Genomic DNA, 15,456 nt, shown 5'->3' on the forward strand with positions numbered 1-15,456 from the left:
ACAAACTCCTTAAAGTGATCAAAAACGATAATAAAAACTTATTGATAAAATCAGCACAATAAAAAAGCTAGGTCAATAGTAACCTAGCTTCGTTATGAAGAGAATAGCAAAATATTAATCGCTTAATGAATTTTATTCATAAGGAGCCTTTACTTGTCGCTTATTTATAATACGCATTCTCAGTACTAGTATGATCCGTCTCATCAATCACTTGGGTCAGCTCAGGTATTTGCTGCTTGAGCTGCACCTCCACTCCTTGGCGTAACGTCATATCAACGGCTGAACACCCTTGGCAACCACCACCGAATTTTAGTACTGCGGTTAGACCAATGCCCTCTTCTTCGATCAGCTCTATTAAATCAACCATACCGCCATGCGCGGCCAGACCGGGGTTAATCTCGGATTGCAATACATAATTAATGCGTTCTTCAACACTAGCATCAGCGCCTACTTTTGGTACTTTAGAGTTCGGCGCACGGAACGTTAACTGACCACCAAAACGGTCTTTATTATAATCAATCACCGCATCTTCTAAATAGGGTACGGATGCAGCATCAATAAAGGCAGAGAAATCGTCATAGCTGAACTGCAAATCAGCGCTGTCTTCTTCGCCTGGTTGGTTATATGCCATACAACATTCAGCACGCGGTGTACCAGGATGCTCAACGAAAATACGCACACCAATACCATCAGTATCTTGCTTCGACAGCAAATCAGCCAAGTATCCTTGCGCCGCTTCAGTAATAGTAATATTGCTTTTGGTCTCAAGCTGCTCAAGATCCAACGCCGACTCATATTCTGTTGATTCATGGTCCGCAGGGGCGGTATCTGTTAGGTTGTTTTCACTCATAATCGTTCCTCATTCGTTTGTAGGCTTTAAGACACCAATGCACTGTCTGTCTATTGATTCAGTTTATTAATTAGTCTGTTTATATATCGATTTATCGACAGCAGCAGTAGCATCAACCTTAGAAAATATGGGAGTTACTAGTCGTCACGGCTTATCATTCTATTGGTCTGGCCGTGCTGACTATCAAGTTATAACACCTATTATACCGTACTCAGAGGTTAATTCCGACTGCGCTACTGTGATTTAAACGTGTTCATTGCAAATGGTCATTATTGGTTTTTTAAATGGGGGTATTTAATAAGATAGTTTTAATAGGTAAACCTTATCTTAAGGCTGTAATGTCGTTTATCAAGAGTGATGATTTGCTGCGACTCTTAACATTTAACTTTCTAAATAAATACTTTTACAAAACAGTACTTCAGTAAAACACTAAGAAGCTACTCAGAAAACCCTTATTTAATACTTCGCTTAAAGCCTTGTTTTAAAAAATTTAAGTTTAAAAAGGCTTGATTTAATATGTATTTTTATATATTATAATTAGGTATATTAAATATTTGTTATTTTTAATGATTGATTACTACTGATCAGTTGTCCCTGTCCTGTAAGGAGCTTCTTATGAGCAAGTCATTTAACGATATCACTAAACACGTCGCTGGCAATATGGCTAAATTACGTAAGAGTATTCCTGAGACATCTAAGGCCTTTAGCGAACTTGCAACTTCTGCCTACGCTGAAGGCGTATTAGATAAAAAAACCAAAGAGCTAATCGCTTTAGCCTTGGGCGTCGGTTCACGTTGTGATGCTTGTATTGGTTTTCATATCAAATCATTGGTACAGCTTGGTGCTACCGAGCAAGAAGTGGCTGAGACGCTGGGAGTTTGTGTGGCGATGGGTGGCGGGCCGTCAATGATGTATGCCGCTGAAGCAATCGCCGCCTTTAAAGAATTTAGTAAAGAAGCTTAACCTTGTAGCGAACAAGGTATGAAAGAGTCAATAATTTTAGAGACTCAATAAAAAACTGCCTATAGTTGCTAATAACTATGGGCAGTTTTTTTGGTTATCATTATGGCAAAACTAATATTTGATATAGATGATGACCTTAGGTGTGTTAGGTCTGGTTATATCTATCATCTCACCGCAAATATAAAGTATATTGACTACCATTAAACCAGTGGTAATATGAATAAACAAAAGAAAGAAGAATTAACCTCCATTACTAAACAATACGGTTCCCTCTTCAATAAGGTCTTCTATGGATCGGTTATCAGGCATACCGTTTGCCTCAAAGGTTTCAAGTAAGCTCAAAAGGTTACGTTCTAAATCAGCTACAGCTATTTGCTTGATTAGCGAAACAAGCCTGATGTCGGGTCGTCAATCAGCTTCTTCTCTGAAAGCCGCATCTCAGCCTACGCTGCCTAAAAAAAAGGGCTCTTTGGCTAAGCCTGCGCTCTTAATTGACGATGCCACCAATTTATATCAAGTCGATTGTTTATTGTTTCGAAGTGAACAGCTGCGTGCTGAGGATATCCCGTTGCTAGAGTCTAATGACATTGACGCTATTCTCAATCTGCGCATTTTTGGTCAAAGAGCTAACCATAAACTATTGAATCACATTACCGACAATATGAATGTAAGTTTGCATAATTATCCGCTCAAGACATGGTATGTGACCCCGCAAGAAGTGGCAAAAGCGCTCGTACAAATAAGAGCATTAAAAATGCAGAATAAGCGCGTGTTAGTGCATTGTTATCACGGTTCCAACCGAACAGGCATCATTGTCGCCATGTATCGCATTATTGAGCAAGACTGGTCAATTGAACAAGCCAAGCTGGAAATGGTGACCGGTGATTTTGGCTATCATCCAATGTGGGTCAATCTACGAGCCATGTTAAATCCTGCTACCGTTGCTGAGGTTCGGGCACAAATGTAGACTACCGCTGCTTTATTAAGCGCTACTACCCGTACCAATATTTTTACCTAATATGACTTAATTTTTTGAGACTATAAATGGTTACTATAGTCACTTATATTGAAAAGTGACGTTGAAGACTTATGTATCAAAATGCATTTTTTCTCTTGTCGGCATGTAAAGGGCTGTGGCAGTATTAGCGTCATCAAACAATTTTGAATAATTGACATACATTTTGCAGAGAGTTGGCGTTTATGAGTGAATTATTAGAACAAGAGCAAGTGGCAAATCCATTAGAAATTACGGTTGGTTTAGACAATCAAGCCAATAAACATTATCACTATCTAGTATTTATTGGACGTTTTCAGCCGTTTCATAACGGACACAAAGCGGTAATCGAAGAGGCTTTAAAGCGTTCCAATGAAGTGATTATCCTTATTGGTTCAGCCAATCTGCCGCGTAGCTTACGCAATCCCTTTTCGGTTGCTGAACGTACAGCGATGATTAAAGGTGCCTACTCAAAAGAGGAGGCAGCGCGTATCCACTGCGTAGCGCTCGATGATGTACTCTATAACGACACCCGTTGGCTACAGTATGTACAAGCTGGAGTAAGATCAGTTACTGGTGATTTGCGATCTGATATTGGTTTGATTGGCCATTCTAAAGACAGCTCCTCCTATTACTTGTCACTATTCCCTCACTGGGCGTCAATCTCCGTTCCTAGCTACCATAACTTGTCCGCCACCCCTATTCGTGACAGTTATCTGATGGGCGCAACCCCTACTTCTGAGCGTACCCCTAAATCAACTCGCAAAATTTTAGACAACTTTAAAAAGACAACTGAGTACCAGCAGCTACATGAAGAAGCAGGTTTTATAGATAAATATAAAAAACAATGGGAAGCAGCGCCTTATCCACCAACCTTTATGACCGCCGATGCTCTAGTAGTACAGTCAGGGCATATCCTATTAGTTGAGCGTCGTAGTATGCCAGGACGTGGATTATGGGCACTACCAGGTGGCTTTGTTGATGCAAAGGAAACTTTATTTGACGCTTGTATCCGTGAGTTACGTGAAGAGACTCGTCTAAAAGTGCCTGAGCCCGTACTGCGCGGTTCGCGTCACAGTCAGCATACCTTTGATGACCCCTATCGCTCTGCGCGTGGTCGCACGATTACTCAAGCTTTTTATTTTCAACTAAAGAACGATGCGAAAGGGTTGCCCAAAGTAAAAGGCGGTGATGATGCTGCGCAGGCTTTTTGGCTACCGCTTGCCGAGCTTGATTCTAAAATGATGTTTGAAGATCATTATGCAATTATTATGAAGATGGTTGGGTTGTAGCGTGTTCTTCAACTCAATTTTTAATCGATAATTTTTCTTTGAGAACTATTGATACAATTTTATAAATTTTTCCGCCAGAGCTGATAGACGGTTAAGGCTAATAGCCGTAGTGATTGCGGCATCTCAAAGCAGAGGAGTTCTGTGATGTTTACCAACAATCTTAATAATTTAATTCTCAATAGCGACAGCTATAAAACCTCACATTGGGTGCAATATCCAGCGGGCAGCGAGTATATGTCCAGTTATGTCGAGGCAAGAAGTGGCGACTATGATGTGGTGTTCTTCGGCTTGCAGGCCTTTATTAAAGAATACCTAAGCATGCCGGTCACTATGCAAGACATCGATGAGGCCGAAACGGTCATTCAGGCACATGGCTTGACCTTTAACCGTGCCGGTTGGGAGCTATTGGTCAAGAGACACGGCGGTTATTTACCACTACGTATTGAAGCGGTTCCCGAAGGCAGTATCGTGCCAGTATCAAATGTAGTCTGTCAGATCGTCAATACTGATCCTGATTTTTATTGGCTACCCAGCTATATTGAAACTTCTCTATTACGAGCAATTTGGTATCCGTCAACGGTCGCTAGCGTCTCGCGCTATTGTAAAAGCGTTATCCGCCAAGCACTAGAAAAATCTGCTGATAATAGTGATTCTCTTATTTTCCGCTTACATGACTTTGGCTCACGCGGCGCCTCCAGTCATGAGTCAGTTGCGCTCGGCAGCCTAGCGCATTTGGTTAACTTTGCTGGCACTGATTCTATGACCGCTTTGGTTGCAGCCAGTCGTTGGTATCAGATGGCTAATAACATGCCAGCCTTCTCAATTCCTGCGGCTGAACACAGTACCATGACCGCATGGGGACGTGAAGGTGAAACCGCGGCCTACGCCAATATGATTGAGCAGTTCGGCGGTGCAGGTAAAACCTTTTCAGTGGTCTCTGACAGCTATGACTTGTGGAATGCCATTGATAATATTTGGGGTGATACCTTAAAAGACGATATCAAAAACATGGGCGGCACTTTAGTGATCCGGCCCGATAGTGGCGAGCCGATCAAAGTGGTTCGTGAAGCCTTAGAGCGCTTAGCAGTGAAGTTTGGTACTACCATTAATAGCAAAGGCTATAAAATATTGCCTGATTATGTACGCATTATTCAAGGCGATGGTATCAGTCCACAAAGCTTAGGCAGAATTGTTAACGCCGTCATGGCAGCGGGCTTTAGCGCTGATAATATCACTTTTGGCATGGGCGGCGGCCTGCTGCAACAAGTCAACCGCGATACTATGAGCTGGGCGATGAAAGCCAGTGCGATTTCAATCGATGGCAACTGGACTGATATCTATAAAGATCCTATCACCAGTCATGCTAAACGCTCTAAAAAAGGCCGGTTAGCGTTGATAAAAGATAACAACGGTCAATTAAGAACTGTCAAAGCTGACGAGTTGGGTACTGTTAGTAATAACTTACTACGTGACGTCTATGTTGATGGCAAACTAATAGTTGAAGACAGTCTCACAACCATTCGGGAGCGCGCTGGATGGTAGCCGCTAAAATTGCAAATGTCGCAAAAGACGTTCTACTCGCTCCGGTTTATCTGTATCAAGGGCGTAAGGTCAAGCGTGATACAGTGCGCTTACCCGAGCCAGACGGTGACAGGTATGGTCATATTAAACTAAATCCAGAAAAAAACGTCGCTATTAACGTCGATAAAATGACAGCTGCAAATCAAAAAACATTAAGTCTAATGATTGTCGGCGATTCAGCAGCAGCAGGGGTTGGTAGTCAGACCCAGCAAGAGGCGCTAGCAGGTAAGCTTATTCCAGCGTTGCAACAGCAAGCACTTATTGATGAGCAGTTCAATACAAAGTTCGATGAGATCAGCTGGTCATTACAGGCCACGACTGGCCATACTAGCTTTGATATCTTGCGCCGATTGTATATATTGCCAGCTCCTAGCGCATCCGTTGATGTCATGGTGTTAAGCGTTGGTGTCAACGATACGACAGCTAATGTTTCGCCAGCCAAGTGGCAACAGCAAATCGAAGAGATTATCACTATTGCTCAGCGCAAATTTGGCGTAGGCACGTTGATTTTTTCAAGATTGCCACAAATGGCGCAGATGCCTGCACTACCTGCACCGCTAAATGGTTTTATCGGGGCAAAAGCGGATAAGCTAGATAAAATATTACAGCAAGTTTGTGCTGAGCATATCGGTGTCACCTATATGGCTACAGACTTTGCGCGGATGATAGACGATCATGCTAATGGCACCCCTATTGATATCTCAGTAATGTTTGCCAGCGACGGTTTCCATCCTAGCAGTTTGATGTATGGCTATTGGGCCCAGCAATTAGCAGAGCTTATAGCTAAATTAGTTGATAACTGATCTGCCGACTCGTCCATAGAATAACGAGCAAAATTTATACTTACTACAAAAAAACCGCTGAATATTCAGCGGTTTTTTTATATTGGTACTATTGCAGGGCGTAAGTAAAATAACTGTAGCCCATACAGATTTCTTATTCAGCAGAATCGGTATCAGCAGCTTTCTTATTACGGCCACCAAACGCACCAAAGCGTTTGTTGAAGCTTGCAACACGACCTTCAGTAGACGATTTACGTTGTTCACCAGTATAGAACGGATGCGACGCACTTGAAATATCAAGTGGGTAGTATGGATATTCTGTACCTTCGTATTCACGAGTACCTTTGGTTTTGACCGTTGAACGAGTCAAAAAATACACGTCAGCGTTAGTGTCATGGAACAACACGTCATGGTAATCAGGATGGATATCTTTACGCATAATAAACTCTCTATGTCCGATGTATCGTCAGTCCAATCGATAATATATCTTTAAGACTGGCATACGTAACTGAGGCACTAAGGACATCTACCAGTCTGGCAATCGCGTCACTGGCTTATTCCAGCACCCAACACCACACCTCTGCTCTCTTAGCCTTTCCCCAGCGGGAAAATCAAACGACGATTTTAACGGTTTTTAGCCGTTGATGCAAGCAATGCAACCTTTAAATGCGAGTATCAACTGTCAAAAAATGCATCAAAAAACTCTTCGACTAAAAGCCCTATCTATTCTACTAATAAATAATTTAAGGGAAAATAACTATCAGCCCTTGATCAATCCGTTTTATTACTACTACTACTGACTTATAGCTACTAATACGTTATAAACGATAACTACAAGTTATCAGCATTGTATTAACACTTACTTAAACTAGAATAAAACCCTATAAAGGAAATTATATGACGTCAATATATTTACCAACTCGTATCACAAAAGCTCTTTTTATTACCTCAATACTAGGATTAACCACTGCTGCAAATGCTGCCATGCCTACTCAATGGCAGCTCGATAATTCACATACCCGCGTCGGGTTTTCAGTGGAGCATTTAGGGTTTTCAACCACTATGGGTCATTTTGATAAGGCTGATGGGTCGCTTAGCTATAATATGAAAACGCCCAATAAAACGCAGATGAACTTCGTCATTGATACAGATAGCATCAACACCGCATGGGCGGCGCGCGATGCGCATTTAAAGAAAGATGACTTCTTTAATGTGGCAAAATATCCAACGATGACCTTCAAATCTACTAAAGTGGATTTTTACAACCCCCAACAAGCTAAGGTCACGGGTGATTTTACATTGCTTGGTAAAACCAAACCATTGACCCTAGATGTGACGCTCAAGAAAATCGGTAATAGTCCGATGACCAAAGAGCCGGTTATAGGCTTTCGCGCCACTGGTAATATCGACCGCGTCGCTTATGGCATGACCACCTTTGCTCAAGGAATTACCACTAATGTGCCTATCCAAATTGATGGTGAACTGATAGAGAAAAAAGCTAAATAAAGCTAATTGGTGAAAAGATCATCCATTAAAAAGCAGCCTGTGTAAAGGCTGCTTTTTTTGATTTTGATTTTGGCTTTGAGTTAATAGTTATAAGTCAATATTTATATAAATAACTTTTAATAACTTCGTTGAACAATCTACTTATTTAAAACGGGAACAACGTGCCAAACATCAAGTTTATTGTCGCCATGCTTATCGCCGACATTCTTGTCGTTAGCGTAGAAGTATAAAGGCTTACCGTTTACTGCCCATTGGTATTTACCATCTTCACGTTTAAAAGAGGCAAACTGCCCACTAGCTTGAGCGTTATTAGGTGCCAAAAATGCTGGCCAAGCAACCAAACATGCTGAACCACATTCTGACTTATTCATCGAGTCTTTATCAAAGGTATACAAAGTCATATGGTTTTTTGAATCAACCAGCACGCTGTTTTTACTGGTCACTGGCGCTGCATTGCTAGTGGTACTGTGCACATCATGCATGCCTGAAGTGTCGTTACCAACCACGTTTTTTAGCGTTGAGCATCCTGTCAAAGCCAAAACGCCTGTTAGTGCTGATAACATAATAGTATTTTTCACGGTAACTTCCTTATAATCGAAAATAATATAGGTTTGGTTCAAAGTCATAGCTAGAGTTTCTTATTTAAATATATACTTACTTAAACCAGGAATCTGAACTAGAAACAATTAACACACCTCAATGATTGAGCTTTAAATTTCTGAATTGAAACAGTTCTAACTTTTAATATAGCATAGGATTTAAAACAGTCTATTATGCTGTTAGAAAAACTTACAAAACCTAATATAAGTTACAAATTGTATAACCAGAAATAATTATCCAAGTTTAATCTTCATAGTCTTAAACCCTGCCTCTCGCAAAAAATATGGCGATGATATTCCTCTGTTTAATAATGCTTTTAACCCTTAATTCTATTCATTATCTTTTATGACGCTTCGTTGACAAAACTAATGCATTCTCTTACGTATTTACTGGGATAATCAAGACGAATTTTTGTAAACTAGCTTTAACATCGGCTCGTAAAGATAAGTATAGCTACACAATGATTTACTAGTAAAGGTGACGCTAGCAATATTTATAGTCTATTGAACTCTACAACAACCGCATGCATATCAATCTAAATATATAGACACCCTTACAGCATTAAATGATGACTAATAAATATTTGATGCAGCACTAAAATGCAAAGAGTATTAAACCGCGAAATTTATAGAAGCTTTGAGCATGTGATTATGCCAAAAATATCAAGGATATACCCACTACCATGACCCAATCTCCTACGAACATCCAATCCCAAACCGTTACACGTGATACGGCAAATCATGTTAAAGCAAATGATAGCCAAGTAAAACGCGTCGGTATTCTTGGCGGCGGTACGGCAGGGGCGACGATTGCTATTCGTCTTGCTGCCTTGGGACTCGAGACCTATGTGTTTGAAAAACAAAACTCGCTAATCGATGGCCCGCCGATGTGCCATTTGCATGCTGGTGGGAATTTGTACCGCGAAATTCCTGATGAAGATTGTGTGGCATTACTAAAGCAATGTATCGATATTCTGCGCCTATATCCTTATACCATCGATGTACGCCCGACTGTGTTTGCGGTGCCGACACGTGATGCCGGTCTGCCTGAAGATCTCTTACCGCGCCTTGATATTCTGACCGATGCTTATCGTAATCTTATTGAGCAAGATGTGAATAATAAAGTCTTGGGCGAGCCTGAGGACTACTATCAACTATACAGTCATGAGCAGCTAATTGAGTTGTCTGAGCGTGAGCAAGTTAAAGTACCGAGCTCCTCAGATGAATGGATGATACCGGTTGCTAAGCATTTGGACTTAAACAAAGTTAAATTCCCCTTGATTATGGTGCAAGAGTACGGCTGGAACATTTTCCGCTTGGCTGCTTCCGCCAAATTGGCATTAGAAGAATATGACCACGCTCATGTTTTTACTGACACTAAAGTCAAACAAGTTGTCGCGGTCGATTGCGATGATTGCGCGAACATTAATCACCATGTGAGTCAATGGCGCATCGATTATCAGCAGCAACACAGAGCGTCCCGAGGTAATGAGACGCACAATAATGAAGCTAAAATTGAGTCTATCGAAGTTGATTATTTAGTGAATGCGTGCGGCTTCCGTACCGGTATTATTGACGATATGGTAGGGGTCGAAGTTAAGCGGATGGTGGAATTCAAGTCCTCTTATATCACTCATTGGGGCGAAACTGGCGGACAGATTCCAGAGATTATCATTTATGGTGAGCGCGGTACGCCTGAAGGTATGGCACAGCTCACGCCTTATCCTGGTGGCTATTTTCAGATTCATGGAATGAGTAAGTCCATTACTTTGTTTGATGATGGCTTGGTCGCATCCAATGAAGCCAGTGCCCAGCCTAAGCTCCCTGCACAATATGTTCATTATATTGACGATGGCTGGGATAAAGCACCGCTACAAGCACGCAGTCAACAGTCTATTGATTATATGGCAGAGTTCGTACCGACATTTAAAAGCGCACGGACAGTTGGCAACGCTTTATATGGTGGTCAGCAAATCCCGGGTAGCGATGATACGCTACGGGTAGCAGACGTGAGCTTATATCCTAATTTGCATTATGCGCGCGCTGAAAATGTTAAGGCCTCTTCAGCCTTACTTGCAGCAGACGAAATCGTGAACCAACTTATTGAACTTGAGTTGTTAGAGAATAATTTGCCTGCTAATCAGGATCGCCACGACCATGAATGGGCTTATCTAATTCGTCACGACAGTTTAACTATTGACGAGGTAGCGCAAGTGCTGGCTCGTGAGCGCGGGTTTCCACTCGCTATGGCTGGTGTTAATCACAGTATTCGTGAAGAGGCTTTAAATAATTTAACCCCAGATGAAGTATAAACAGCGAAGTACAAGCAATTACGCATAACTACCAAAGTTAAAATCCAAGTGTAAAAAAACCGGAATCAAAGGCTAATCTATAGCCCTTTGTTCCGGTTTTTATTTAATTCAGAAATAGTAATGTTACGAGTATACTAATTAAATCAATGGATGTTACTTGCCTGCCATTTTTTCAGTATCGACAGCATCGTCGATTTTAACGATCACATGTAATAAATCAATGGCTTCAGCAATCGTATTACAAACCACCAGACGCTCAAGGTCTTGCTGCTTCATAAACCCTTGGTCAGCTGTATATTTCAGATGGTCAATTAACCGGTCATAAAAACCATTAATATTCAGAATAATCATCGGCTTTTCATGCTGATATAGCTGTCGCCATGTGGCGATTTCCATAATTTCTTCTAGCGTGCCAAGGCCACCGGGCAAGGTAATAAAGGCATCCGCATACTCTGCCATGACTGTTTTACGGGTGTGCATGGTATCGGTCAAATGCAGCCGTGTCAGTTGTTCATGGGCAATTTCATGTTTTAGCATAAAGGTCGGAATAACGCCAACCGTCTGCGCGCCGCCTTTAACGACCGCATCTGCTACTGCGCCCATCAGACCAATACTCGCACCGCCATAGACTAAACCCATGCCATTTTTGGCTAATGCATTGCCCAGATCACGCGCAGCTTGCTCATAGACTTCACCGACGCCCGATCGCGAGCCACAATAAACAGCGACTAAAGGCATATCAAGGGTTGATTTATCCACTGCTTTTTCAATATGAGTGATATCTTTACTGGTAATAACTTCATAATTTTCGTTATTAATTTTCATTTGCATATAGCATCCTTAATTTATAATGATTTTGATGTGACTGTTATTTTAAATTATTATGGTATTCAATATTATTGCTAATTTTTTGGATAGTTATTTTTTATAGAGTTACTATAAATATCCTATAATTATATCCCGCACTTATCTTACCATAAGCCACGTCACCGCATAGTAACAGTGGCCTGTCTCTACGTAATAAAGATATTTTTATTAGTGTTTTTTAATAAATTAACCCTGATAAACTGCTCTAACCAAAGCCTACTAAAGTGACTATGATGCTTCCATCCCAACCCATAGAAAAACGTATGTTTAGCACATCAGTTAAAGTGCTGATAATGATGGCCTGCTTATTTGCAATTCCGTTGTTTATAACACCTTTTTTTAACAAGTCACCGTCTATAGTGATGGCGATGTGGCAGCGAGTTGGATTATTACAGCAAGAATTACCGCAGGAAAATAGCTTACCAAGTCCCCTAGCTGGGCAGCATCTGACTGACACATGGGGCGGCGCCCGTAGCGAAGGACGGTCGCATGAAGGTATTGATATTTTTGCGCCTCGGGGTACGCCTATTGCTGCTACGACCCAAGGCGTTGTCAGTAAAGTCGGCGATGATAGACTTGGCGGGCGTGTGGTGTTTATTATTGGTCCTGGCGGCGCGGCACATTATTATGCTCACTTAGAAGACTATGCAGATATAAGTCCCAATGATTGGGTCAATGCTGGCGATATTGTTGGTTATGTGGGCGACAGTGGCAATGCTAAAGGCACACCGCCCCATGTCCATTATGGCGTTTATATCAACGGTAACGCGGTGAATCCTTATCCTTTACTAGTTAAAAATAAGTAATGAGAAAGTGTAGAATAGACTTAAAGTCTTAGCACTTTAGAGAGCATCTAATACCCTATCTGTTGTGTCATTTGACACCGTATTTATAGGCGCAGCTCGAACATGCTCAGGTGGAAATAAAGCACTAAATGTCGACCCCTTACCTTCTATTGACTCAATGTGCAAGTTGACATCATGCTGATACAAGACGTGTTTCACAATCGCAAGCCCAAGTCCTGTACCCCCTGTAGCCCGACTCCGACCACTATCGACACGATAAAAACGCTCAGTTAAACGGTCTATATGATTCTGTGCAATCCCAATACCATCGTCTGTTACGGCAAACTGGCAACCATCAGACATTTTGCTCCAACTAATGACTATATGACCGCCTTTTGGCGTATATTTAATTGCATTAATAACGAGATTTGATAACGCACTATTTAAGTACATCTCTGAGCCATATAAGCCATCATTGGTATTTATTTCTAAGCTGATAGTATGCTCATATTCTTGATTATAAACCTTTGCATCATCATAGATGTGCTTGAGCAGCTTAGTCATATCGATATCACACAACTCATGAGTCTCTTCGATTTCGATACGCGAGAGCAACAATAGGTCATTCACAATGCGATTCATGCGCGCGGTCTGCTGGGTCATGAGTTGCATACCGCGCTGCCATTGCACCGGCATATCAGGCTGATCTGAAAAGTTTTCAAGGTAGCCCATCAGTACCGTCAGGGGTGTGCGTAATTCATGCGAGACATTGGCTACAAAGTCGCGACGCATCTGCTCTAAATGCTGCAAGCGCGTGACATCATAGATAATCAGAAGCTTTTCGCTGCCAAAATGGGTGAGTTCACATTTGAGATAGCGCTTCGAATCTCGCCATGACACAATATGCACACCATCATTGGGGGTGGTTATGGTCTGATGGTAGCGTCGAAATTCAGGCGCGGTAATAAAATCAAAAATACTCGCGCCTTGATCGGTCAATTGTAGCGCTAACAAATCCTCCGCTGCCTGATTCCACCACTCCAGCCCATCATTATCATTTAGCAAAATCACCGCATCTTGTAACGCCTTTAGCGAGCTTCTGATTTTTTTGACCAATCCCATCACCTTTTGTTGAGTCAGCTGATCTTGTTGGCGATTTTGATAGAGCTTATTTGCCACAATGCTAAGGCCACCTAATCTATCCGGTGGCAACGTATTGATAGGTTTATTTATCCATCCGCTAAAGCGCTGCAAGGTATACATGCGCCACAGACTATATAATAACAGCGTTCCGACAAGGCTTTCTAGCAGGTGTGCAGTCGCTAAACCTAGAGCTATTCCAGCAGTTAACCACAGTAGCAGCCAGCGTATATCTGCCCATAGCAGCGCATAACGCGGTACTGGCTGGCGGTTATTACTCTCAGGCGTCATCATATTAATATACCGTATTTATCCTAGGCAGTAGCTAGGTAGCAGCGTCTTTACGACCCTGTAATTTCTGCTATCAATAAATTTTTTGCATAATTATCATGCCTTAATTATTCTGGTTGCATGATATTAGAAAATCGATAACCGGTACCACGAACCGTTTGGATCAACGTGTCACAGTCATAAGGTTGCAACAGCTTACGTAAACGCCGAATGTGCACATCAATGGTGCGATCTTCGATATAAACGTTACTGCCCCAGACCTGATCTAACAACTGCGCGCGGGTGTAAGCACGCTCAGGATGAGTCATAAAAAAGGCCATTAGACGGTACTCTGTGGGGCCAAGCTCAACAGTTTTGCTATCAGCAGTCAGACGCTGGCTTTTAGAATCTAAGCTCAGCCTACCTATTTCAATAGGTTTGTCAGCACTGAGGGCGCTACTACGACGCAGCACTGCTTTGATCCTCGACACTAGCTCGCGCGTTGAAAAAGGCTTGGTAATATAATCATCAGCACCCGCATCAAGCCCGTAAACTTTATTATTTTCCTCACTTTTTGCCGTGAGCATAATGACTGGAATCTCAGAGAGCAACTCGTCTTTTTTGAGCATCCGGCAAAAATCAATGCCACTTTTATCCCCTGGTAGCATCCAATCTAATAAAATCAATGCGGGTCGATGATCAACCACTTGTTGATGTGCCTCCGGTATATCCGCCGCTTGCAAGCACTCAAAACCTGCCATCTCTAGCGTCATGACAATCATCTCACTGATCGCAGGCTCATCTTCAACGATTAAAATCAGCTCACTATGCATATGACAGCCTTGTTATTAAGGTAGAAAAAGTCGTTAGAGTACAAAAAACTATTAGGGTATAAAAAATAGCGATAAGTGCTCGCCACCATCCTCTTATTAAACGACTTCTATATGACGGCTTGATGACAATTTAAGGTTAATTTCCTTCTAACAAAAAATTCAGCGGTCCATCATTGATACTCTCGACTTGCATATCTGCACCAAATTCACCGCTTTCTATATTAGGATGCTGAGCGTTAGCATACGCTATCATCTTTGCAAACAAGGCTTGCGCAGAATCAGGATGCATTGCCCCACCAAAGTCAGGACGACGACCATTATTGGTATTTGCCATTAAGGTAAATTGCGATACCAATAACAATCCACCACAGACTTGTTGAACATTTTGGTCAAGCTTTCCAGCTTTAGCAGGGTCAGTATTATTTTCAAAAATGCGATAGGTGAGAATTTTATCAATCATGCGCTGCGCAGTTTGCAAATTGTCCTCATGCCCAAGTCCAATATATGCCAATATACCGTGCTCAATGGCGCCAACGCAGTGGCTATCAACCGTCACACTAGCACTGCTCACCCGTTGAATAAGTGCTTTCACTGATTGTCTCCTTTGTAAATTACGTTTATAGATTATGGTCATACAGACAATGGCTGACCATGATAAAATATAACCATTCCTGACTCACTT

15 protein-coding genes are annotated in these 15,456 nt (G+C 41.8%); 8 read left to right on the top strand and 7 right to left on the bottom strand.

Annotated features, from left to right (window positions below):
- Positions 1–160 precede the first annotated feature (160 nt).
- Positions 161–850, bottom strand: a complete 690-nt coding sequence (nfuA, locus tag ES754_RS11760; protein ID WP_147224394.1) for a Fe-S biogenesis protein NfuA — start codon at positions 848–850, stop codon at positions 161–163.
- A 615-nt stretch (positions 851–1,465) separates the two neighbouring features.
- On the opposite strand from nfuA, the gene ES754_RS11765 reads away from it, so the two are divergent.
- The 5 genes from ES754_RS11765 to ES754_RS11785 all read left to right on the top strand — a co-directional run bounded on the left by ES754_RS11765 (position 1,466) and on the right by ES754_RS11785 (position 6,483).
- Positions 1,466–1,813, top strand: coding sequence for a carboxymuconolactone decarboxylase family protein (locus ES754_RS11765; RefSeq protein WP_147224395.1), 348 nt, complete (start codon positions 1,466–1,468; stop codon positions 1,811–1,813).
- 289 nt (positions 1,814–2,102) lie between these two features.
- Complete coding sequence (locus ES754_RS11770) at positions 2,103–2,780, top strand: dual specificity protein phosphatase family protein (RefSeq protein ID WP_147224396.1); 678 nt, start codon at positions 2,103–2,105, stop codon at positions 2,778–2,780.
- A 233-nt stretch (positions 2,781–3,013) separates the two neighbouring features.
- Positions 3,014–4,099, top strand: a complete 1,086-nt coding sequence (locus tag ES754_RS11775; protein ID WP_147224397.1) for a bifunctional nicotinamide-nucleotide adenylyltransferase/Nudix hydroxylase — start codon at positions 3,014–3,016, stop codon at positions 4,097–4,099.
- Positions 4,100–4,243: 144 nt separating this feature from the next.
- Positions 4,244–5,641 carry a nicotinate phosphoribosyltransferase gene (locus tag ES754_RS11780; RefSeq protein ID WP_147224398.1) on the top strand — a complete coding sequence of 466 codons (1,398 nt, stop codon included), beginning with the start codon at positions 4,244–4,246 and terminating at the stop codon, positions 5,639–5,641.
- On the top strand, positions 5,635–6,483 hold the full coding sequence (locus ES754_RS11785; protein WP_147224399.1) for an SGNH/GDSL hydrolase family protein: 849 nt from the start codon (positions 5,635–5,637) through the stop codon (positions 6,481–6,483). The genes ES754_RS11780 and ES754_RS11785 overlap by 7 nt, the downstream gene beginning before the upstream one ends.
- 133 nt (positions 6,484–6,616) lie before the next feature.
- Here the strand turns inward: ES754_RS11785 and ES754_RS11790 are convergent, their stop codons facing one another.
- A complete protein-coding gene (locus ES754_RS11790; protein ID WP_147224400.1) occupies positions 6,617–6,901 on the bottom strand; it encodes a type B 50S ribosomal protein L31 in 285 nt (94 codons plus the stop codon).
- 458 nt (positions 6,902–7,359) lie between these two features.
- Between ES754_RS11790 and ES754_RS11795 the strand changes: the two genes are divergently transcribed.
- Complete coding sequence (locus ES754_RS11795) at positions 7,360–7,968, top strand: YceI family protein (protein ID WP_147224401.1); 609 nt, start codon at positions 7,360–7,362, stop codon at positions 7,966–7,968.
- 137 nt (positions 7,969–8,105) lie between these two features.
- Here the strand turns inward: ES754_RS11795 and ES754_RS11800 are convergent, their stop codons facing one another.
- Entirely contained in the window at positions 8,106–8,546 is a 441-nt protein-coding gene (locus tag ES754_RS11800; RefSeq protein ID WP_147224402.1) for a COG4315 family predicted lipoprotein, read from the bottom strand.
- A gap of 704 nt (positions 8,547–9,250) precedes the next feature.
- Here ES754_RS11800 and ES754_RS11805 point away from each other — a divergent pair.
- On the top strand, positions 9,251–10,879 hold the full coding sequence (locus ES754_RS11805; RefSeq protein WP_147224403.1) for an FAD-dependent oxidoreductase: 1,629 nt from the start codon (positions 9,251–9,253) through the stop codon (positions 10,877–10,879).
- 153 nt (positions 10,880–11,032) lie between these two features.
- Here the strand turns inward: ES754_RS11805 and ES754_RS11810 are convergent, their stop codons facing one another.
- A complete protein-coding gene (locus ES754_RS11810) occupies positions 11,033–11,710 on the bottom strand; it encodes an LOG family protein (RefSeq protein ID WP_147224404.1) in 678 nt (225 codons plus the stop codon).
- A gap of 299 nt (positions 11,711–12,009) precedes the next feature.
- Between ES754_RS11810 and ES754_RS11815 the strand changes: the two genes are divergently transcribed.
- Complete coding sequence (locus tag ES754_RS11815; protein ID WP_420825334.1) at positions 12,010–12,552, top strand: M23 family metallopeptidase; 543 nt, start codon at positions 12,010–12,012, stop codon at positions 12,550–12,552.
- A 36-nt stretch (positions 12,553–12,588) separates the two neighbouring features.
- Here ES754_RS11815 and phoR read toward each other — a convergent pair whose 3' ends face one another.
- The 3 genes from phoR to dtd form a co-directional block, all read right to left on the bottom strand.
- Positions 12,589–13,965 carry a phosphate regulon sensor histidine kinase PhoR gene (gene phoR, locus ES754_RS11820; RefSeq protein WP_147224406.1) on the bottom strand — a complete coding sequence of 459 codons (1,377 nt, stop codon included), beginning with the start codon at positions 13,963–13,965 and terminating at the stop codon, positions 12,589–12,591.
- A gap of 104 nt (positions 13,966–14,069) precedes the next feature.
- The gene (gene phoB / locus ES754_RS11825; protein WP_147224407.1) at positions 14,070–14,774 is read right to left on the bottom strand and encodes a phosphate regulon transcriptional regulator PhoB; all 705 of its coding nucleotides are present in this window, start codon (positions 14,772–14,774) and stop codon (positions 14,070–14,072) included.
- Positions 14,775–14,910: 136 nt separating this feature from the next.
- Complete coding sequence (gene dtd, locus ES754_RS11830; protein ID WP_147224408.1) at positions 14,911–15,366, bottom strand: D-aminoacyl-tRNA deacylase; 456 nt, start codon at positions 15,364–15,366, stop codon at positions 14,911–14,913.
- Between the last annotated feature and the right edge of the window lie 90 nt (positions 15,367–15,456).

The organism is Psychrobacter frigidicola (genome assembly GCF_007997305.1).
Taxonomy (GTDB): domain Bacteria; phylum Pseudomonadota; class Gammaproteobacteria; order Pseudomonadales; family Moraxellaceae; genus Psychrobacter; species Psychrobacter frigidicola.